General features: G+C 68.9%; 13 protein-coding genes and 1 pseudogene. 10 read left to right on the top strand and 4 right to left on the bottom strand.

The window, feature by feature from the left end:
- Positions 1-117: 117 nt before the first annotated feature.
- Positions 118-1446, top strand: a complete 1329-nt coding sequence (locus WBA97_RS00800) for an IS4 family transposase (RefSeq protein WP_424228665.1) — start codon at positions 118-120, stop codon at positions 1444-1446.
- Positions 1447-2104: 658 nt separating this feature from the next.
- Here WBA97_RS00800 and WBA97_RS00795 read toward each other — a convergent pair.
- Positions 2105-4930: an AAA family ATPase gene (locus tag WBA97_RS00795; protein ID WP_424228664.1), complete on the bottom strand. Its 2826-nt coding sequence runs from the start codon at positions 4928-4930 to the stop codon at positions 2105-2107.
- A gap of 303 nt (positions 4931-5233) precedes the next feature.
- Positions 5234-6394: an MFS transporter gene (locus tag WBA97_RS00790; protein WP_424228663.1), complete on the bottom strand. Its 1161-nt coding sequence runs from the start codon at positions 6392-6394 to the stop codon at positions 5234-5236.
- 224 nt (positions 6395-6618) lie between these two features.
- Here WBA97_RS00790 and WBA97_RS00785 point away from each other — a divergent pair, with 224 nt between their 5' ends.
- Complete coding sequence (locus tag WBA97_RS00785; RefSeq protein WP_424228662.1) at positions 6619-6768, top strand: hypothetical protein; 150 nt, start codon at positions 6619-6621, stop codon at positions 6766-6768.
- Between the two features lie 39 nt (positions 6769-6807).
- Here the strand turns inward: WBA97_RS00785 and WBA97_RS00780 are convergent, their stop codons facing one another.
- Together WBA97_RS00780 and WBA97_RS00775 are read right to left on the bottom strand one after the other, a co-directional pair.
- Entirely contained in the window at positions 6808-7578 is a 771-nt protein-coding gene (locus WBA97_RS00780; protein WP_424228661.1) for a hypothetical protein, read from the bottom strand.
- Positions 7579-7686: 108 nt separating this feature from the next.
- A pseudogene (locus WBA97_RS00775) lies at positions 7687-7836 on the bottom strand (transposase); the annotation flags it as partial.
- Positions 7837-8520: 684 nt separating this feature from the next.
- Between WBA97_RS00775 and WBA97_RS00770 the strand changes: the two are divergent.
- Genes WBA97_RS00770 through WBA97_RS00735 form a run of 8 tightly spaced genes read left to right on the top strand, consistent with a single transcriptional unit; the run spans position 8521 to position 19886 of the window.
- Positions 8521-9462: an ABC transporter permease gene (locus WBA97_RS00770; RefSeq protein ID WP_424228660.1), complete on the top strand. Its 942-nt coding sequence runs from the start codon at positions 8521-8523 to the stop codon at positions 9460-9462.
- Positions 9459-11405 (top strand): dipeptide/oligopeptide/nickel ABC transporter permease/ATP-binding protein, encoded by a 1947-nt coding sequence (locus WBA97_RS00765; RefSeq protein WP_424228659.1) that lies wholly within the window; start codon positions 9459-9461, stop codon positions 11403-11405. The genes WBA97_RS00770 and WBA97_RS00765 overlap by 4 nt, the downstream gene beginning before the upstream one ends.
- Complete coding sequence (locus WBA97_RS00760; RefSeq protein WP_424228658.1) at positions 11402-12445, top strand: oligopeptide/dipeptide ABC transporter ATP-binding protein; 1044 nt, start codon at positions 11402-11404, stop codon at positions 12443-12445. Before WBA97_RS00765 ends, WBA97_RS00760 begins: the two co-directional genes overlap by 4 nt.
- Before the next feature lie 37 nt (positions 12446-12482).
- Entirely contained in the window at positions 12483-14099 is a 1617-nt protein-coding gene (locus WBA97_RS00755; protein ID WP_424228657.1) for an ABC transporter substrate-binding protein, read from the top strand.
- A gap of 53 nt (positions 14100-14152) precedes the next feature.
- Entirely contained in the window at positions 14153-16231 is a 2079-nt protein-coding gene (locus WBA97_RS00750) for an acetate--CoA ligase family protein (protein WP_424228656.1), read from the top strand.
- A complete protein-coding gene (locus WBA97_RS00745) occupies positions 16228-17733 on the top strand; it encodes a class I adenylate-forming enzyme family protein (protein WP_424228655.1) in 1506 nt (501 codons plus the stop codon). The genes WBA97_RS00750 and WBA97_RS00745 overlap by 4 nt, the downstream gene beginning before the upstream one ends.
- 3 nt (positions 17734-17736) lie before the next feature.
- The gene (locus tag WBA97_RS00740) at positions 17737-18909 is read left to right on the top strand and encodes an acyl-CoA dehydrogenase family protein (RefSeq protein ID WP_424228654.1); all 1173 of its coding nucleotides are present in this window, start codon (positions 17737-17739) and stop codon (positions 18907-18909) included.
- A gap of 20 nt (positions 18910-18929) precedes the next feature.
- On the top strand, positions 18930-19886 hold the full coding sequence (locus WBA97_RS00735; protein WP_424228653.1) for an acyl-CoA dehydrogenase family protein: 957 nt from the start codon (positions 18930-18932) through the stop codon (positions 19884-19886).
- Positions 19887-19892: the final 6 nt, after the last annotated feature.

Below are 19892 nucleotides of genomic sequence, written 5' to 3'. Positions count from 1 at the left end.
CAATGCCACGTAGCGTAAGTTGATCTTGGTGTTGTGGTGGGGTTTTCCGGGGTGTGCGGCGTGGCTGGGTGATCTGGTCTGGTGGCCCTGTTTTGATCACGTGCTATGAGTGGGGTTGTGGCGGATCGTCCGGATGTTCGCACCGATCAGGTCACCCTGGGGGTGTTGGTGAACGCGGTGCCGCGGGATGCGGTGGATGACGCGATCATGGCATGCGGGGTGCGGGAGAAACGGTCGGATGGCAAGTTGCCCGCGCATGTGGTCACGTATCTGACGTTGGGGTTGTGTCTGTTCCCCGATGATGATTACGAGGAGGTCGCGACCAGGGTTACGGGGTCGCTTGATCGGTGGAACTGCTGGAACGCGTCGTGGTCGGTTCCGACGGCCAGCGCGATTACTCAGGCTCGGAAACGGTTGGGACGCAACGTGTTTCCTGAGTTGTTCGAGCGGACTTGTGGGCCGGTCGGCGGGGATGCCGGGCCGGCTGCTGGGGCGGCGGCGTTGGGTACTGCGCGCGGGTCGTTTCTGCGTGGTTGGCGGCTGTTGGCGATCGACGGGTTCGAGGTCGATGTGCCCGACAGCAAGGAGAACGCCGCCGAGTTCGGGTATGCCGGGTCGGGGGAGAACCGGTCGGCGTTCCCGAAGGCGCGGGTGGTGGCGTTGGCCGAGTGCGGCACGCATGCCTTCGTCGCTGCCGAGGTCGACGCCTGGCGGGTCGGGGAGAAGACCCTCGCGCAACGGCTTTACTCCCGCCTGCGCCGTGACGAGTTGCTCACCGCGGACCGTAACTTCTACTCCTGGCAAGCTTGGGACACCGCGCAGGCCACGGGCGCGGCGCTGGTGTGGCGCGCTCCGACTCAACTCGACCTGCCCGTGCTCCGGGTGCTGGCCGAGGGGACCTACCTCACGGCGTTGATCAAACCAACCATCCGCGGGCGCCGCCGGGAACATCTGCTCACGGCCGCGCGCAACGGGGTGGACCTGACAGACATCAACACTGTTCCCGAGGCTTTCGACGAACGCGGACTGCCGGTCGTGCACCTGGCCCGGGTGGTCGAGTACGACATACCGGATCGGGTCGGTAGCGGCACCGGTGAGCTGATCGTCCTGCTGACCACCATCACCGATCCGGGCGGAGACAACGGAGCCCGTGCCGACGAGTTGGCCGCGGCCTACCACCAGCGGTGGGAAGAAGAAACCGGAAACGACCAGCTCAAAACCCATCTACGCGGGCCTGGACGAGTCCTGCGCTCACGACTGCCCGACCTGGCGCATCAGGAAATCTGGGCCTACCTGATCGTCCACCACGCGATCAGCGAGTTGACCGCGCTGGCCTCCGCGGCCGCCGACCTGGACCCCGACCGGATCTCGTTCACCAAGGCCCTGCGCCTGATCCGCCGAACCGCCACCGGCACGGCGGACATTCCCCCCTCCGGACTGGACTGACCAACTCCCCGCGCACCTGACCGCCATCGCCGCACTCCTGATCCCCGAACGCCGCGAACGCACCTGCCCACGCGCCGTCAAACGCGCCCGTCACAACACCTACCGCGTCAAGAAACCAGGCGAACCAGCCAGCACACGCCACAAAGCACCCGCCACGATCAAGATCCACAAGCTCAAACCCCGAGCCGCATGATCAACTTACGCTACGTGGCATTGGCCCTTGGCCACCGCGTGGAACATCGACGGGAAGTTGGCGCCGGGTTCATCTACCTGATGTCAGGGATGTCTCGTTCCGCCGCTCGCACGAGACTCTCGTATACACGCCAGCGCTACAAGATCGCCAACGCTGGGCTCCGCGATCAATTCAACTCTGACAATGGAAACAGAACAGGGAGAAACCGATGAACCTGCGCAGACACCTCCGGATGTTCGTACCTGCCGCCCTGGCCCTTGGGATCCTCGCGGCTCCGCTGGCGAGTTCGGCAGCGGCGGAAACACCGTCCGGCGCAACAGCCACTCAGTCGACCGGCACGCTGGCAGCGGCGAGCCGGTGGCAGTTTATCGGGTGGTTTCCAGACCCGATGGGATGCGTGACCGTCGGCTTTGCGACCTTTCGGCCGTTCGACTGCCGACCCAATTTCCCGTTTGGGTGGTCTCTCTACATCTGGGTCTGACGGCGGGAGATCTCTGCGGCCAGCGCCGTACGGGATGTGACGTCCAACTTGGTGAAGATGTGCTTGAGGTGCGTCTCGACGGTGTAGCGGGACACAAACATCCGCTCGGCCGTCTGGGCGTTGGTGAGACCCTCGCTCACGAGCCGGGCCACGGATCGCTCGGTCTCGGTGAGCGAGGGCCAGCCCGTGGTGGCGCGACGGTGGCGGTCACGGGTGCCGCGGCGGACTCCGCGACCGCGCAAGGCAGCAGTGATCCGGCGGCTTTCCCGCACGACACCGCGCTCGTCCAGCATGCCGATCGCCTCATGGAAATGCGGCCGGGCGTCATTCGTCGCGCCCGCGTCGGCCAACATGACCGCTGCTTGCCCGCAAGCCAACGCGTACTCCACCGGCCGAGGCGCGGTCCGGTACGCCTCAACGGCCTGCACCGCCGCGCTCGGGTCATCATTCACCAGCGCCCGGCAGCGCCAGGCCGCGCCGGTCGCACTGTCGGTGCCGAACCTCTTCGCGGCGGCCTCGGTCTCCTCGGTCACCTGGCGAGCCCGACGGACATCACCCCCGGCCAGCGCCAGGCGCACGGTGTCGGGTGGTGCCAACCAGTTGGTGTGCAGGAAACGCAGTTCAGGCAGTACATCCCACGCCTGCGCGGCCACGGTCGCCGCTTCCGCTGTCCGTTGCCGGGCTTCCAGCAACAGCGACTTCGCCCACAGGACCCAGTCCGCGCCCATCACCGGTCCGGACACCCGAAGGTCATTGTCAGCAACGGCAAGAAGGCTCTCGGCCGCGTCAAGGTCGTCACTGCCGATCGCGATCCGCGCCAGGATCGCGATCGCATGCAGATTCCATCGAGTCGCGGTGTCCTTCGACAGCGCGACGCACCCGTCGGCCTCGACACGGGCGTCGTCCCAACTGCCTGCGTGGAACTCGACAATGGCGAGATTCGCTTGGTAGTAAGGCAATACGGTGGCGATGCCCGCACGCGTCGTCCTGGCAAGGCCCTGCCGGAGCGTGACCTGTGCCCCGGCGAGGTTGTCGGCGTCCACCTGGGTGATCCCGAGGCAGACATCGGCGATCAGGAACCCGGCAAACGGGGTGGTGACCGAACTCGTCACAGCCACGCCACGGCCACCCAGCTCACGCGCCCGATCCACGTCACCGCAGGCACTCGCCCCCAGGGTAAGGGTCATCAGCGCGGTGGCCTCGGTAACCGGGTTGGCCAGTCCCGCGACAGCGGCGAGTGAGCGCTCAGCCTGCGCCACCGCGTCGGTCACCTGCCCGGTCACCAGTCGGTGGAACGTCGTCGGTCCCAACGCGATGTCGCGGTCTCGCACGTTGGCGCACCCCTCGACGGCCAACGCGATCTGGTCGCCTGCCTCGCGCCATCTGCCCTGACGGACGAGCGCGTGTCCCAGCACCGTACCGAGCCGAACCCGGGCGGCTTGCTTGGTCGACAGGTGCAGCGCAGTAGCAGCGAGCGACTCCGCCTCGGACATCCGCCCGGACAGCACCAGCAGCGGCGCGAGCTCGGTGATCAGCGCCGACCGCAAGGGATCCTGATCGGACAGGACGTTGAGCGCGTGCTCGTACCAGCGCACCGCCAACGGTACCGACTGCCTGCCGCACTCACGGGCGGCGCGCCAGTAGCAGGTCACCGCGTGCTGGTCGCTCTCGCCGGCAATCGCGAGATGCTCGGCGACCCGGCTGGCCGGCGCATCGGCGACCTCGAGCGCTTGACCGATATCGCGGTGCAGGGTCCTGCGCAGCGCCACCGGCACGTCGTCATACAGCGCCTGCCGGAACATGTCGTGCCGGAACGTGAGCCGGTCACTGGACCCGTCCACCAGACCGGTGGTCAGCGCGGGCCGCAGCACGGCGAGGAGGTCCGCCGCCTCCCGTCGGCTGATCGCGGTCAGCTCGCTCGCCTCGCACGAGGTGCCGACGACCGCCATGATCCGCAACAGGTCCAGTGTGGACTCGGGCAGAAAGCTGTACCGCAGCAGCAACATCTGGCCCAGATCGTCGGGGAACCGGTCGACCGACGTGTCGATCCGACCGCCATCAGCGCACAACGCGCCCTGCTGTTGCAAGGTGTTGAGCAGTTCGAGGATGAACAGCGGATTCCCGGTCGCGGCGTCGGCCAGTCGACGCAGCCGCTGACCAGGCGGCGCGTCCAGAGCCCGCTCGAGCAGCTCGACGGTCGCCAGGGAACACAGGCCGGCAAGCCGCAGAGTCCGTCCGCCTGCCGTGGTGAGGTTGTCGCGCAGCCGGGTGATCTCCTGGGACTTGGGCAGCGAACGAAGCGTGCCGATGATCAGCAAGGGGCGATCGTGCATGTGGCGTGCCAGCGCGTCGATCGCGGTCAACGTGGAGGAGTCCGCCCAGTGCAGGTCCTCCACGGCCAAGACGGTCGGTGTGCGTGCGCAGCGGTGCTCGACCCAGTCGAGGATCGCCTCGATCACGACGAAGGTCTCGTCCGACCCCTGCGCACGGCCTGCCGTGGTCGAATCCAGTAACGCACGCAAGGTCTGGCTGCCGCGGTCAGCGGCATTGGCCATGGCGATCTCCCGGAAGATGCCGAACGGGCGGTTCCCCAGTTCGTAGGCGGAGCCGGCGAGCAGCGTGAATCCTCGGGCCTGGGAGTCGGCCACGAGCTCACCCAGCAGGCGACTTTTCCCGATGCCGGGCTCACCTTCGATCAGGAGTGTGGCCGCGCGGCCGGACAGAGCAGTGTCAAACGACGATCGCGCATCGTCGAGCTCACTGGTACGACCGACCAACGGAAGGAAGGTTCGAACCCGGACCGTGGCCACTATCCGCCTCCCTCGGTTCACGCCGGATAGGGTCTACGGTGGTTGGGTCCGCGCCGCTCTGAACGCCGGATGCGCTCCGCTGGGCACCCAAACCGCCCGCACCCTCCCGCCTGACGAGCACTTCATGATCAATCGGCGGGTCCATCGTGTCTCCGTCGGCTAATACCCAGGAGTACGGAAGCGCTCATCAGATACCAGCCCGCGAGGTTCCCGACGGCGGTCCGCTCCCAACGGCTCCTCGGAATCCCGGGTATGTCCGCTCCGCGGCATGAGAGGCCGCCGTCACAGCGTCGGCGGGCGGGCTCAGGCCATTGCCAGTTCGGGAACTGGTGGCGCGGTTCGACCGGCCTTTGCCGACACGATGGCCGCTGTGAGGCCGGCCAGGCTCAGTGCGACGCCGACCCAGGCGGTGGCTGCGTAGCCCCAGCCGGCCGTGATGGCCAGGCCGCCCAGCCAGGCGCCTGCGCCGTTCGCGATGTTGAGTGCCGAGTGGTTCGACGAGGATGCGAGCGACGGCGCGTCCGGGGAGGCGTCCATCAGCCGCACCTGCAACGCGGAGGCGAGGATCTGTGACACCAGGCCGATGAGGAATACCGAGCCGAACGTTGCCGCCGGGACGGTGGCGGTCAGGCCGAACAGGGCGAGCACGGCCGTCACCGTGATCAGCGATCCGAAGACGGTGCCCGTGACCGACCGGTCTACGAAGCGGCCGCCGACTGTGGCGCCGAGTGTCATGCCAAGCCCGAAGGTGGCCAGCACCCACGGCACGGCGGCGTTGGTGAGCCCGGTGACCTCGGTGGTGATGGGGGAGATGTAGGAGTAGACGGCGAACATGCCGCCGAAGCCGATCATGCCGGTGAGCAGGGCGAACCACACCTGCGGTCGGCGGAACGCGCGCAGTTCGGCTGCCGGGCTCGCGTCGTGTGCGGCCGGCACCAGGGGCAGCCATCTGGCCAGTGCGCACGCGGTGGCGATCGCGATGACGGCCACCGCGAAGTACACGGCGCGCCATCCGATCTGCTGTCCGGCGGCGGTCGCGAGCGGCACGCCGACCAGATTGGCGAGTGTGAGGCCGACCATGACCCGCGCGACCGCCGTGCCCCGCCGTGCTGGTGGCACGAGGGTGGTCGCCACCACCGCGGCGATGCCGAAGAACGCGCCGTGCGGCAACCCGGCCAGGAACCGGGCAGCCATCAGCAGCGTCGCGTTCGGCGCCATCGCGGACAGTCCGTTGCCCAACGCCAGCGCGATCATCAACCCGATCAGCAGACCCTTGCGTGGCAGCCGCGCGGCCAGCCCGGCGATGAGCGGCGCGCCGACGACCACCCCGAGTGCGTAGAAGCTGATCGCATGCCCGGCGGCCGGGATCGAGATGTCGAACGTGGACGCCATCTGCGGCAGCAGACCCATGGTGGCGAACTCGGTGGTGCCGATACCGAACCCACCCAAGGCGAGCGCGCTCATAGCGGCCGCGGTTCCCCGAGGCGTGGCAATGGTGGCGGTCAAAAGGAGCTCCTGTCGACATGTCCCGCATCGACAGTGACCGCGACGATCCAGCAGTTACTGAATCGATCCTACCAAGCATTTCCGTGCCGTCACCCGTGCTGATGCTCACAGCGTGACGCGGCTCGCTCAACGCGAGTCACGACGCCCCGAGGCTCGTCCCCGGGCGGATCAACGTCAGCGCGGTGACCTCACGGCTCACCGGCTTCCCCGACGTCACCGACGACCAATGGCTCCACGTGACCACGCTCAACCCGCCGACCGCGCTGTGCGCACTGACCGATTGGCTGCCTGCGATGATTGCTGCCTGGCACGGCACCGTCGTCACTAGGTAAACGCGTTCCGGCCCGACCCCACCGTCGTCGATTACAGCACTACTCGCCGCCAGCACACGAGCCCACACTTCCGCTGCCGCTGTCATGGATCCGGACGAGGCCTTGACGGGACGGAATCCAGTCAAGATGCCCAGCCGCGGCAGGATCGGTGAACACCAGGACCGACTCGTCAAGCCGGTGGAACTCCAGCCCACCCTCGGACGTCTCCCACAGCTCGCCAGCGATCAACAGCAGCGGACGCCCACCGATCCGCAGCGCCACCTCGGCCAACACGCCGTCGACCTCGTCAACGAATACAGCCACCTGGTCGACCTGGCCGGTCGGCAGCTCGGTCAACGGCCTCCAGCGGTAGATCCCGTCCCATAGTCCTCGATCCCGGAGCTTGTCCTGGAACTCGCGCTCCTGGTCGGTCCACAGGCCGAAGCACGCGTCGTCTTGATACGAGCCCACACTCAACGCACTGCCATCGTTCAGGGATGCTTGCAAGCCCCACAACTGCAGGCAGGGCACCGCCGGTTCGCTGAACTGGGGTCCGCTGCCCGCCACATCCTCTCGCAGGGCCATCTCCACGCCGACCCACGAATCGATGCGCCTGCCCCGCAACGACGCGAACTCCCGCGACCCCTCGGCCACCCAGTCATCCCGTGTCACACCAGCAGTATGTCCGCACCACCGGCAGATCGTTATCAGATATTCGCGATGACTTGCCGGTTTCACGGCAACGCCGGATGGCGCTGGATCCGCGGCAACGACGGCGGCTGGACCGAGGCAATCGAGTTCGACAAAGCCATCCGTTACGGCTACCCGCACGCCACCACCCAAGGACAGCAGCTACGCGGGCAGTACTTCTCCAACGCTCCTGCCGACCGCTCGACCAAGTCGACGTGTCTGAGAACTCTATGCGGTGGTGAACTGGCATGGTTTGGGCCGCGTGGCCAGCAGTAACCCGAGCGTGTCGGTCACGATGAACCGCTTACGGCCGTTGGACTTCTTGCCCGCGTCATAGCCTCGCGTGTCGGCACCGACGGTGTCCGCGCTCTTGACCGACGGGGAGTCCATCAACCCAGCACTGGCATCTGGCTCCCGACTGTCCCGGTTCTGCCGGGAACCCCAGACGCATTGGCGTTGGCGAGGCGCACCTGCGGGCGAGTAGGCGGTTTCGGCAGCCGGCGCCCCGCTGCCACCGAGGCGCTGCCTGGCCGCTTTAGCGGTCACAGGTGACGCAGCCCCGCAGTGGCATGCCCCGGCCAAGCTGGGCGATCGTCGCCGTTTGGGGAGACGATTGGCTCACCACTATCTGGCAGTGGACCCGTGAGTACTGGCACTACCGCACCCGTTGGTCCCGCGCCCACCTGGTTGGACTTCGACCTCGCCGCCCAGCCCGGCGTCGACGTCAAGCTGATCCGTGTCGCACGTCGTTGCTTTCCGTTGTCGCTACCGGGGTGAGACTTACCCGTGTGCTGCGACCCGTCGGCGGCTGACCGCACGCGCGGGAGCCACCGGATGCCCGGCCACCAGGCCGGTGGCGAGGCGATGTGGAACTGACTGTCCGGTACAAAACTGCGTACTGTCCGAAGTTGATAAAGCGGCTCAGAGCCTTGTACATGCACCTTCTTGTGTACGGCAGCCGCCGGGCTCGAAGTATTGACTGACTGAACGGTACAACACATACTGAGGCGGTCTCGGGCTTCGGTCCACGCGACACACCTGCACCCCACCGTAGGTGGCTCTTCCGTCTGGCAAGGGAGCTCGATGCGAGCCGTGTTGATGAGGTTGCTCACCGCGATCCCACTCGTGTTCGTCGTCGTGAGCTGCACGTACTTCCTGTCGCTGGCCTCTGATGTCGACCCGGCGGAGATCATTCTCGGCGGAAACGCCACGCAGGACCAGATCGATACGCTGCGTGACCAGTTGGGTTTGAACAGGCCTGGGTTCGAGCAGTACTGGGACTGGCTGACCGGGCTGTTCCACGGCGACTTCGGGACGTCGTTCTACACGGGCGCGTCGGTCGGCAAACTGTTCTTCGCCGCGCTTCCGGTGACGTTGTCGCTGACCGTCGGCGGGCTTGTCTTCGGTCTCGTTCTCGGGGTCGGCTCCGGCGTGCTCGCGTCGGTGGTCGCGGGCACCCGGACCGACCGCGGGGTCGTCATGGTCTCCACCGTGGGACAGGCCGCGCCGAGCTTCTTCGTCGGGATGCTGATCATCTACCTCTTCGCGTTGCAGCTTGGCTGGTTCCCCGCTACCGGTTACATCCCGCTGACGGAGAGTCTCGGCGGGTGGCTGCAGTCGATCCTCCTGCCCTCCTTCGCCCTCGGACTCGGCGTCGCGGCGGCGTTGTCGAGGCAGGCGCGGTCGAGCATGATCCTCGCGCTGCAACAGGACTACACGCGAACGGCGCTGAGCAAGGGCCTTTCCCGTCGTCGTGTGGTGCTCAAGCACGCGGCACGCAACGCGGCGTCACCCGTGGTGACGTCGGTGTCGTTCCAGGTGGCCCACCTGCTCGGCGGCGCGATCGTGGTCGAGCGGCTGTTCGCCCTGCCCGGTCTCGGCTCGCTGACGATCGACGCCGTGCTGCGGTACGACCCGAGCATCATCCAGGCGGTGGTGCTGTTCGCGGTCGTCGTGGTGGTGCTGGTCAACCTCGTCGTCGACCTCTCCTACGTGTGGCTGAACCCGAAGGTGAGGACCACGTGAGTGAGCTTTCGGGACGCAGTCGCTTCGTGGCGCGCGTCCTCACACAACGGGGCCTGCTGGTCTGGGGTGTGATCGTCCTGCTCATCGTGCTGGCGTCGATCCTGGCGCCGGTGCTGGCACCGTCGGACCCGAACACCGGCGTGCTCGCGCAGAGCATGGCGCAGCCGTCGGCAGAGCACTGGCTCGGCGCGGACCGGTATGGACGCGACGTGCTCGCCAGGGTCCTCTTCGGTGGCCAGGTCGCCCTGCTCGCCGCCGCCGAGGCCGTCGGCATCGCGCTGCTGGTGGGCGTCCCGTGCGGACTTGTCGTGGGGTACGCCGGTGGCTGGCTCGAGCGGATCGTCATGCGGATCGTGGACGGTGTGATGTCCGTGCCGTTCCTGGTGCTCGCGATCGCCGTCATCGCCGCGGTGGGGCCGGGGCTTGGCAAGGCGATGGCCGTGGTCGGGATCGTGTACGCCATGTCGGTCCTGCGCCTCGTGCGCGGTGAGGTGCTGTCGGAGAAGGAAGAGCTCTACGTCGACGGGCTCCGGGTCTCCGGTGTCGGCGCGGGCCGCATCCTGTTCCGGCACATCCTCAGGAACATCGCCCCGCCGGTCATCGTGCAGGCGACGCTGATGTTCGCCACCGCGATCATCGCGGAGGCCACCCTGTCCTACCTCGGTCTCGGCGTCGCCCAACCGACCGCGAGCTGGGGCTCGATGCTCGCCGACGCCCAGGCCACGATCCGGCAGAACTTCTTCCTCGCGGTGCCGCCCGGGGTGGCGATCCTCGTGACGGTGCTCGGCATCAACCAGATCGGCGAAGGTCTGCGCGACCTGTTCAGCCGGGAGATCACGACGGGACGGTTCGGTCTCAACGTGGTCCGCAAGGCACCGCCCCGGGACGAGGTCACCGTCGAGCCGGTGGCGCCCGAGCGTCCGGTGGCGTTCGAGGTGGAGAACCTGACCGTGTCGTTCCCCCACCACGGCGCGGGCCGGGTCGAGGTCGTGCGGAACGTCGGTTTCCGGTTGCGGCGCGGTGAGCTGCTCTGCCTCGTCGGCGAGTCGGGCAGCGGCAAGAGCGTGACCGCGATGTCCACGCTTGGGTTGGTGCCCTACCCCGGCATCGTGACGGCGTCGGGCATCCGTCTCGGTGGCGACGACATCGACGGCCTCGACTTCGCCGGGATGCGTGCAATCCGGGGGAACCGGGTCGGTGTCGTGTTCCAGGACGCGCTCGGCAGTCTCAACCCGACGTTCACCGTGGGGAACCAGATGCGTGAGGCGATCATGGCGCATCGCACGGTCTCGCGCGCGGAGGCGGACCGGATCACGGTCGAGCTCTTCGAGCGCGTCGGGATCCCGCGAGCGGCGGAGCGGTTGCGGGACTACCCGTTCCAGTTCTCCGGTGGCATGGCGCAGCGGGTGATGATCGCGATGGCGCTGTCCTGTGACCCCGAGGTGCTGGTCGCCGACGAGCCGACCACCGCTCTGGACGTGACCGTGCAGAAGCAGGTCCTGGACCTGCTCGTCAGTCTCCGCGACGAGCGGGGCCTGGCCATCCTCCTGATCACGCATGACCTCGGCGTCGTCGCCGAGGTGGCCGACACCGTGGCCGTCATGTACGCGGGTCAGCTCGTCGAGTACGGCCCGGTCGCGACAGTCTTCACCCGGCCGGAACACCCCTACACACAGGGCCTGCTCGACTCGGTGCCCCGCAACGAGCCGTCGTCGGCGCCGCTGCGGTCCATCCGAGGTGTCGTGCCGCAGCCCGTCGACTGGCCGGAGGGCTGCCACTTCGCCGACCGGTGCGACTTCGCCGTCGACGCGTGCCGTGGTGAACCCGTTCCGCTCACAGTCGCGGCCGACCGGACCAGGAGCGTCCGATGTGTCCGGTCCAACGAGCTGCGACTAGCCGGGATCAGCGTCGGCCGGGACCGCGTGGATGCGGGCACGAAATGACGAACGCGCACCTCCTCACCGCGGACGCGGGTACGGCGGCCGACACCGTGCTCGAGATCGACGACCTGTCGATCGAGTTCCGGGGTGGTCGTCGGCGTTCATGGGCGCCCCGGTCCGTCGTCCCCGCCGTCACGAACGCGAGCCTGCGTGTGCCACGTGGCCGGACCGTCGGCCTCGTCGGCGAGTCGGGGTCGGGCAAGACCACCATCGGCAGGGCGGTCCTGCGCCTGGTCGAACCGAAGCACGGTGTCATCACGGCGGCCGGGTTCCAGGTCGACCGGTTCCGGGGCAGCCCGCCGGCCGCCTACCGCAGAGCCGTCCAGGCGGTGTTCCAGGACCCGCTCGGTTCCCTCGACCCGCTGATGGACGTCCGGCAGATCCTCGGCGAGCCCCTGCGTGTCCACTTCGGGCTCCGCGGTGCGGCGCGGGAGGCACGGGTGCGAGGGCTGCTCGACATGGTGGGCCTGAGCTCCGCGCACTTGAGCCGGTACCCGCACGAGCTGTCCGGCGGACAGCGCCAGCGCGTGGCGATCGCCAAGGCGCTCGCGGTCGACCCCGAGCTGATCATCCTCGACGAACCGGTCAGCGCCCTCGACGTCTCGGTGCAGGGCCAGATCGTCAACCTGCTCGCCGACATCCAGCGTGACCTCGGCATCTCCTATCTGTTCATCGCCCACGACCTCGCCGTCGTGCGGCACGCGAGCCACGAGGTCGCGGTGATGTACCGCGGCCGGATCATGGAGGTCGGTCCGGCCGACCGCGTGTGCGGCGCACCCCAGCACCCGTACACCCGGCTGCTCTTCGACGCCGTACCCGACCCCACCCCACGAGCCCTGCGCACGACGGCTGCCGCCGACCAGCCCCAGCGAAAGCCGGAGCCGGGCATCGAGGCGGCAGCGAACGGGTGTCCCTTCGTCGCCCGGTGTCCACTCAGGATGGTCGAGTGCACGCAGACCTTCCCCGAGCCGACGCCGGTGCGTGGTGGGGGAACGGTCGCGTGTCACGCGGCAGCCGACGCCACACCCGGAAGTCACAACTGATCACATCGACATCACATTCATGATGAGAGGACCCTCCATGCACCCACGGGTCACCCGGCGCGCCGTTGGTCTCGGCGCCTTGGTCACAGCGCTGGCACTGACGGCCGGCGCCTGTGGCGGCGGCACCGAGTCGGCGGGCGGCACCAACCCGCTGGAGAACACGAGCGCCGAGCCGCTCAAGACCATGGTGAAGACGGACGGAGCGCCCGACAAGCCGACCGGGACGCTCCGCATCGGGTCGTGGATCTCCAACAACTCCTTCGACCCGGTGGCGGTCACGCTCATCCAGGGGCAGAACCTGCAGCCGGCCTACGACACGCTCTTCCAGATCGACCACGACCACGAGCCGGTGCCGTGGCTCGTCACCGAATGGGAGGAACCGAGCGACACCAGCGCCCGCCTCACCCTCCGCGACGACGTGACCTTCCACGACGGCACGCCGTTCGACGCGCAGGCTGTCAAGGTCAACCTCGAGCGGGCGGCGAAGACGACCACGAGCCCGAACGCCAACATGTACTCGCTCATCGAGTCGGTGACGGTGGAGAGCGAGTTCGTCGCGGTCGTGAACTTCACGCGGCCCTACCCGAACTTCTACTACAACATGTCCACCCCGGCCGGGATGATGGTCAGCCCCAAGGCGATCCAGGAGAAGCGCGACCTCTCCGGTGAGCCGGCCGGCTCCGGTGGGTGGCGCTGGGACGCGGGCAAGTTCGTCGAGGGCACCAAACAGGTGTACACGGCGAATCCGGACTACTGGAACCCCGACGCGGTCAAGGTCCAGACCGTCGAGATCGGCATCTACGCCGATCCCACCGCGCGGCTGAACGCCTTCACCAGCGGGCAGATCGACCTCATGACCTACGTGCCAGACGCGAACAAGGCGTCCGTCGAAGCAGCGGACAACCGGGTGTTCTCCGACCTCACCATCGCCACGTCGCTGGTCATCCTCGACCGAGGAGGGAAGCTCGTCCCCGCGCTCGCTGACGAACGGGTGCGCCAGGCGATCGGCCTGCTGCTGGACCGCGAGGGCTTCAACCAGTCGGTCCTCGGCGGCAGCGGACTGCCGGCGGGCGGTTTCGCCTCGCCGACCACACCATGGCGCGACGAGGCACTCGACCAGCGCAAGCCCGATGTCGCCAAGGCCAAGAAGCTGCTCACCGAAGCGGGCTATGCGGACGGGTTCTCGTTCGACATGCCGAGCACCACCTCCATCGCCTCCGCGGTCGTGGCGATCCAGCAGATGCTGGCGGAAGGTGGCATCACGGTGAACATCAAGGATCTCCCGCCGTCGGAGTTCACCGCGGCCCAGCGCAACGGCGAGTCCGCCGCGACCTACCTCATCCCCACGGCGGTGGACATCGACCAATGGTGGACCAGGACGGTCTCGAACAAGAGCCCGTACAACCCCTTCAAGCTGACGGACCTGTCGGACCTCGAGCAGAAGTACCTGGACTCGCTGACCCTGCCCGCCGACGACCGGGCGCCGGTGATGAAGGAACTGCAGTCCGAGGTGATCGAGCGGGGGGTGATCTTCCCGCTCAGCCTGCGCTCACGGATCGCGGCCGCCTCGGACAAGGTCATGGCGACCCAGGAGCCGTTCTTCGCGCCGGAGGACTGGAGCCTGCGCCCGCACTACCTGTGGCTCGCCCAGTAGGACGGTCGTCGCGCACGAAAACACCGGACAGCAGAGAAGGGCGGAATCAGCACGTGACACTGGCAGCGTTCCTGAATCCTCGATCGGTAGCGGTCGTCGGCGCCTCGCAGAAGGAGGACTCGGTCGGGGGCAGGCTCATCGGACAACTCGCGGCGAGCTTCCGAGGGGACATCTACCCCATCAACCCCAGGTACGACAGCATTCTGGGGTTGCCCGCCTACCCGACGATCTCGTCGGTGGGCAGGCAGGTGGACCTCGTGCTGGCGGCGGCGGGAAGCGCGATGATCCCGGCCGTCCTGCGTGAGGGTGCCGAGTCGGGGGTTCAGGGCGCGGTCGTGTACTCGTCGGGTTTCGCCGAGGTCGGCGGCGACGGGCAAGCCCTGCAACAGGAGCTGACCCGGGTCGTCGAGGAGACGGGCATCCGCCTGCTCGGCCCCAACTGCCTCGGTTTCGCCAACTTCCGCCGCGGTCTGAAGGCGACCTTCACCCGCATCCCGTTCGAGATGGACGGGGGGAACATCGCACTGCTCGGGCAGAGCGGCTCGGTGGGCATCGGCGCGGTGAGCCTGCTCCGCGACGACGGCGCGCGGGTCGGCTTCTGGATGGCCACGGGCAACGAACTCGACGTCTCCACCGGCGAGTTCGCGCAGGCGCTCCTCCGCAGCCCCGACGACTCGCCGGACGTCATCGCCATGGTGGTGGAAGGGGTGAAGAAGGCAGAGGACGTCATGCGTGCCGGGCGCATGGCCGCCAAAGCGGGCAAGCGGATCGTCCTGCTCAAGGTGGGCAGGACCGAACGCGGCCGCGCGGCCGCGGTCAGCCACACCGCCGCCCTTGCCGGTTCGTACGCCACCTTCCGTGCCGGGTGCGAGCAGAACGGGATCGTGATGGTCGAGACGATCCGCGAACTCGTCGACGTGACCCGGGGTTTCGCCGCAGGCAGGCGGGCTCGCGGCAACCGTGTCGTCCTGGTCAGCAGCAGTGGCGGGGCAGGTGCGCTCATGGCCGACGTCACCGAGGAGGCGGCACTCGCGCTGCCCGCGCCGAGCGACGGGTTGCGGGCCCGGCTCGCCGAGCACCTGCCCTCGTTCGGCACGGCGGCGAACCCCGTGGACATCACGGGCAACCTCGTCAACGATCTCCGGCCGACGGCCGCCGTGCTCGAGGAGATCGGTGCCACCGACGAGTTCGACCTCATCGCGTACAGCACGGTGGCACGGACACTGCCGGACGCCCACCGGGAGATGCTGTTGCTGGCCAAGGACGCCACCGCCAAACCGTTCTTCGCGCTCGCGCACCAGCCGGACGTGCTCCAGAAGATGGCGGCCAGGGGACTCACGTGTTTCGCCGACGGCGCGGCGATGGTCCGCGTCCTTGGCAAGCTCGTCGAGGCCGAGGACCTTGCCCGGTTCTTCGATCTCACCGAGGTCGCGGCCGCCGGGGTGCCGACAGTGAGTGCCGGCGCCGGGGCACTGCCGGAGTTCGACGCCAAGCGGCTCCTCTCCCGGTACGACATCGGGGTGCCGAGGGAGGCGGTGGTCGACGACGACGTCGCCGCGGTGGCCGCGGTGGCGCGGCTCGCCGGTCCCGCGGTGTTGAAGATCGACGCCGCGTGGCTGCCACACAAGTCCGATGTCGGCGGGGTCATCCTCGGTGTGCGCGGCGACACCGACGCGGCGGCTGCCTACCGGCGACTGGTCGGGATCGCCGAGGCCCACCGGCCCGCGCCCGACGCCGCGTACCGCGTCCTCGTCGCCGAGCAGATCCCGGCCGGCATCGAGCTGATGCTCGGCATGCTGCGGGATCCGGTCCATGGTGCGGTCGTCACGCTCGCCGCTGGTGGCGTGAGCGCCGAGATCATGGCCGAGTCACAGCTCTCGGTCGTCCCGTTCAACCGCGCCCGCGCCGAGACGATGGTCGACCGGTTGTGGGGTGGCCGCCTGGTGCATCACCCCCGTGGTCTCACCGCGGCGGCCCGGGCCGGACTCGTCGACGCCGTCATGGCCGTCGCGCGGCTCGCGGCGAGTGAACCCTCGGTGTCCGAAGTGGACGTCAACCCGCTCATCGCCACGGCGGACCGGGTGATCGCCGTCGACGCACTCGTGGTGCTGAGTGGAGATGAGTCCAGGTGACGGTGCGCGGCGCTTACTCGGTGTCCGGGCGGATCGCGGACATCATGGCGATCGACCCGGCTGCGGACGCGCTCCAGTTCACGGGGCGCTGGTACAACTGGGGCCTGCTGCGTGCGCAGGGCGACGCGATGCAGGAGATCCTGGCCGCGCAGGACGTGACCACGCAGGCACCGGTCGCGATGATCATGCGCAACCGCCCCGGCACCGTCGCGGCGGTTCTCTCACTTCTCACCCACAGCCAGACACTCGTCACCGTCTCGGGCATGCAACCGGACGAGCAGCTCGCCGCCGAGATCGGCAGGCTGCCCGCCGCGGTACTCCTCGCCGACCGCGAGGACTGGGCCCGGCCGGGGATCCGCGCGGCGGCGGCCGAGGCAGGCCTGCTCGCGATCGCGGTCGACGAGCACGGTGTGGCGCTGCTCGAGCCGCTGCGGCGGGACGACGCCGAGGACTTCGCTTCGCCAGGCACCGCGATCCTCATGCTCACGAGCGGCACGACCGGACCACCGAAGCGGGTGCCGCTGACCTACTCGGGCTTCGACGCCGGTTACGCGGGCGCGGCCCACTACGAGCGGGGATCGAACGAGCCGCGCCTGCGCGACAGCGTGGCCATCGTCATGGCGCCGCTGCTCCACGTGAGCGGCATCTTCACGCTGCTGCTCAACGTCCAGGCAGGACGGAAGATCGCGCTGCTGGAACGGTTCGCCGTCGACGACTGGCTCGCGCTGGTGACCGAGCACCGGCCGAGAGCCATCACCCTGCCACCCGCAGCCCTGCGCATGGTGATGGCCGAGGGTGTGCCGCCCGAGCGGCTGTCGTTCGCGCGCAGTGTGCTGGTCGGCACCGCACCCATCACCGTCGCCGACCAGCTCGCGTGGGAGGAGCGGTACGGCATCCCCATCCTCGTGGTCTACGGCGCGACCGAGTTCGCGGGTGGGATCACCGGCTGGACCATCGAGGACCACCGCCTGTTCGCCGCGACGAAACGTGGTTCGGTCGGCCGGGCGCACCCGGGGGTCGAGCTGAGGATCGTCGGCGAGGAGACCGGCGACCCGCTCGACACCGACGAGACCGGCCTGCTCGAGGTCAAGGCGGCTCAACTGGGTGCACGGGGCGCGGAATGGGTACGCACGGCCGACCGTGCGCGACTGGACGCCGACGGGTTCCTCTGGATCGTAGGGCGGGCCGACGACGTGATCATCCGGGGCGGGTTCAAGGTGTCGACCGGAACGGTCGCCGAGGCGCTCAAGGAACACCCCGCGGTGCGCGACGCGGGCGTCATCGGCCTCGACGACGCCCGTCTCGGCCAGGTGCCGGTCGCGGCCGTGGAGCTCGAGGACGGTGCCGAGGTCGGCGAGGAGGCGCTGACGGCGTTCGCGCGGGAGCGGCTCACCCCCTACCAGGTGCCCGTGCGGGTCCACGTCGTCGACGAGCTGCCCCGCACTCCGTCGCTCAAGGTCAGTGCGCCGCTGTTGCGGCGGCTGCTCGAACAGGAGGCGTGAGGCGTGCGGTTGCGACTCACGCCGGAGGAGCGCCGGTTCTCCGAGCGCGCGGCCGACTGGCTCACCCACAACCTGCCGGGGGAGCTTCGGCCACCGTCGGGTGTGGCCATGGCGGAGTTCGACAGGGCGTGGCAGCGACGCCAGTACGACGGCGGGTGGGCCGGGGTCAGTTGGCCGAAGGAACTCGGGGGCGCCGGGCTCAGTCTCGTCGAGCAGATCCTGTGGTTCGAGCAGTGCGCGCGCTTCGACGCGCCCGACGCCGGTGTCTTCTCGATCGCACTCGGCCACGCCGGGCCCGTCCTGATCGTCGAGGGCACCGACGAGCAGAGAGGTGCCCACCTCGACCCGATCCTGCGGGGGGACGAGGTCTGGGCGCAGGGCTTCTCGGAGCCGGAGGCGGGCTCGGACCTGGCCGCGCTGCGGACCAGGGGGATGGTCGACGGCGACGACCTGGTCGTCACCGGCACGAAGATCTGGACGACCCACGCACTGCACAGCGACTGGCAGGAACTGCTGGTGCGCACCGATCCCGGCGCGTCCCGGCACGGGGGTCTCTCGTTCGCCGTGGTCGACCTCCGGTCCCCGGGCATCGAGATCCGGCCGATCCGGGCGATGGACGGTGGCACCCACTTCGCGCAGGTCTTCTACGACAGCGTGCGGATTCCGGTGCGTGATCTCGTCGGCGGGCTCGGGAACGGCTGGCGGGTGGCGATGACCACGCTCGGCTTCGAGCGCGGCACGATGACCCTCGGCATGGTGATCCGCCTGCGCACCCTCATCGACCGGGTGACCGACCTCGCGCGGACGCGGGTCGACGGGCGGGGCCGTCCCCTGCTGTCCAACGACGAGGTCGCCGCGCGGATCGCGGACCTGGCGGCAGAGGGCGTCGCCCTCCACGCGCTCGCCCTGGCCTTCGTCTCCGAGACCAAGCGCACCGGCGTGCCGGGTGCGGCGGGCTCGATGATCCGCCCGTTCTACGCGGAGCTGTCGCAGCGAGTGAAGGAGACCGGCGCCGACCTGCTCGGCCGCGACGGGCTGACGGTGGACGGGACGGACGACGCCCAGCGGTTCGTGCCGCCCTACCTGTACTCGTTCGCCCACACGATCGGCACCGGTACCTCGGAGGTGCAGCGGAACGTGATCGCACAGCGTGTGCTCGGCCTCCCCAGGGGTTGAGCGACCGAAGGAGAAATGCCATGGACCTGTTTCCTTCCGAGGAACAGCGGGAGCTCGCCGCCGCCGCACGAGCGGTACTCGCACACCGGGAACAGGTGTGGCGCGACGGGGTGGCCCAGGGGTGGCTGGCACTGGGACTGGAAGAGTCCGCGGGCGGTCTCGGCGGCGCACTGGCCGATGAGGCACAGCTGTACGCCGAGATCGGTGCCGCGGCGGCCGCGGGTCCCTTCCTCGCCACGAGCATCGGGATCCGGGTCGCGGCGGCCGAGGGGGAGACAGGCCTCGCGGCCGGCCTCGCGGGCGGTGGCGCGTGGGCGGGCCTCGGGTTCGCTCAGGACAGTGCTGCCGAACCGCTGGTGGCGTACGACGTCCGAGGTGCCTCGGTCCTGCTGCTCGTCGACGAGCGCGCGGGCACGCTGCGGCTGGTGTCGGTGGCCGAGACCGCGATCGTCGAGGACGTGAGCCCGCTCGATCCGGCGGTCACCGCCGCTCGGGTGCGGCTCGACGGGTTGCCTGTCCTCGCCGAGACAGGCGGCGGTGGCGCCGCACGCGAGCTGTCGCGTGCGGCGGTGCTGGTCGCGGCCATGCTGGCGGGGATCTCGGTGGCGGCCACGGACATGTCGGTGGAGTACGCGCGGATCCGTGAGCAGTTCGGCAAGCCCATCGGCGCGTTCCAGGCGATCTCGCACCGTTGCGCGGAGATGGCCATCCGCTCCCACGCCGCGACGGCGGTGACGAACCTCGCGGCGGTGAGCGTCGACGAGGACCGGCCCGACGCCCGTGACCGGGTCGCCGCGGCCCGCAGGTACACCGAGTCGGCGGCGTCGGCGAACGCCCGCGCCAATATCCAGAACCACGGTGCCATCGGCTTCACCTGGGAGCACGGCGCGCACCGGCTGCTCAAGCGCGCCCGGTTCCTCGCGTTGAGCTTCCTGCCCCGCCCCGAGCAGACCGCGATCCTTGCCGGGAGTCCCTAGCGTGCG

It is taken from the genome of Actinophytocola sp. (genome assembly GCF_049647105.1).
Lineage (GTDB): Bacteria > Actinomycetota > Actinomycetes > Mycobacteriales > Pseudonocardiaceae > Actinophytocola.
Note: the sequence above shows the minus strand (reverse complement) of the source record. Positions and strands in the feature narration are given on the sequence as shown.

Excerpts from the sequence above, each read along its gene's own strand:
- WBA97_RS00770 (WP_424228660.1), top strand. The coding sequence starts at position 8,521 with ATGCGAGCCGTGTTGATGAGGTTGCTCACCGCGATCCCACTCGTGTTC.
- WBA97_RS00760 (WP_424228658.1), top strand. The coding sequence starts at position 11,402 with ATGACGAACGCGCACCTCCTCACCGCGGACGCGGGTACGGCGGCCGAC.
- WBA97_RS00790 (WP_424228663.1), bottom strand. The coding sequence starts at position 6,394 with ATGAGCGCGCTCGCCTTGGGTGGGTTCGGTATCGGCACCACCGAGTTC.
- WBA97_RS00755 (WP_424228657.1), top strand. The coding sequence starts at position 12,483 with ATGCACCCACGGGTCACCCGGCGCGCCGTTGGTCTCGGCGCCTTGGTC.
- WBA97_RS00735 (WP_424228653.1), top strand. The coding sequence starts at position 18,930 with ATGGACCTGTTTCCTTCCGAGGAACAGCGGGAGCTCGCCGCCGCCGCA.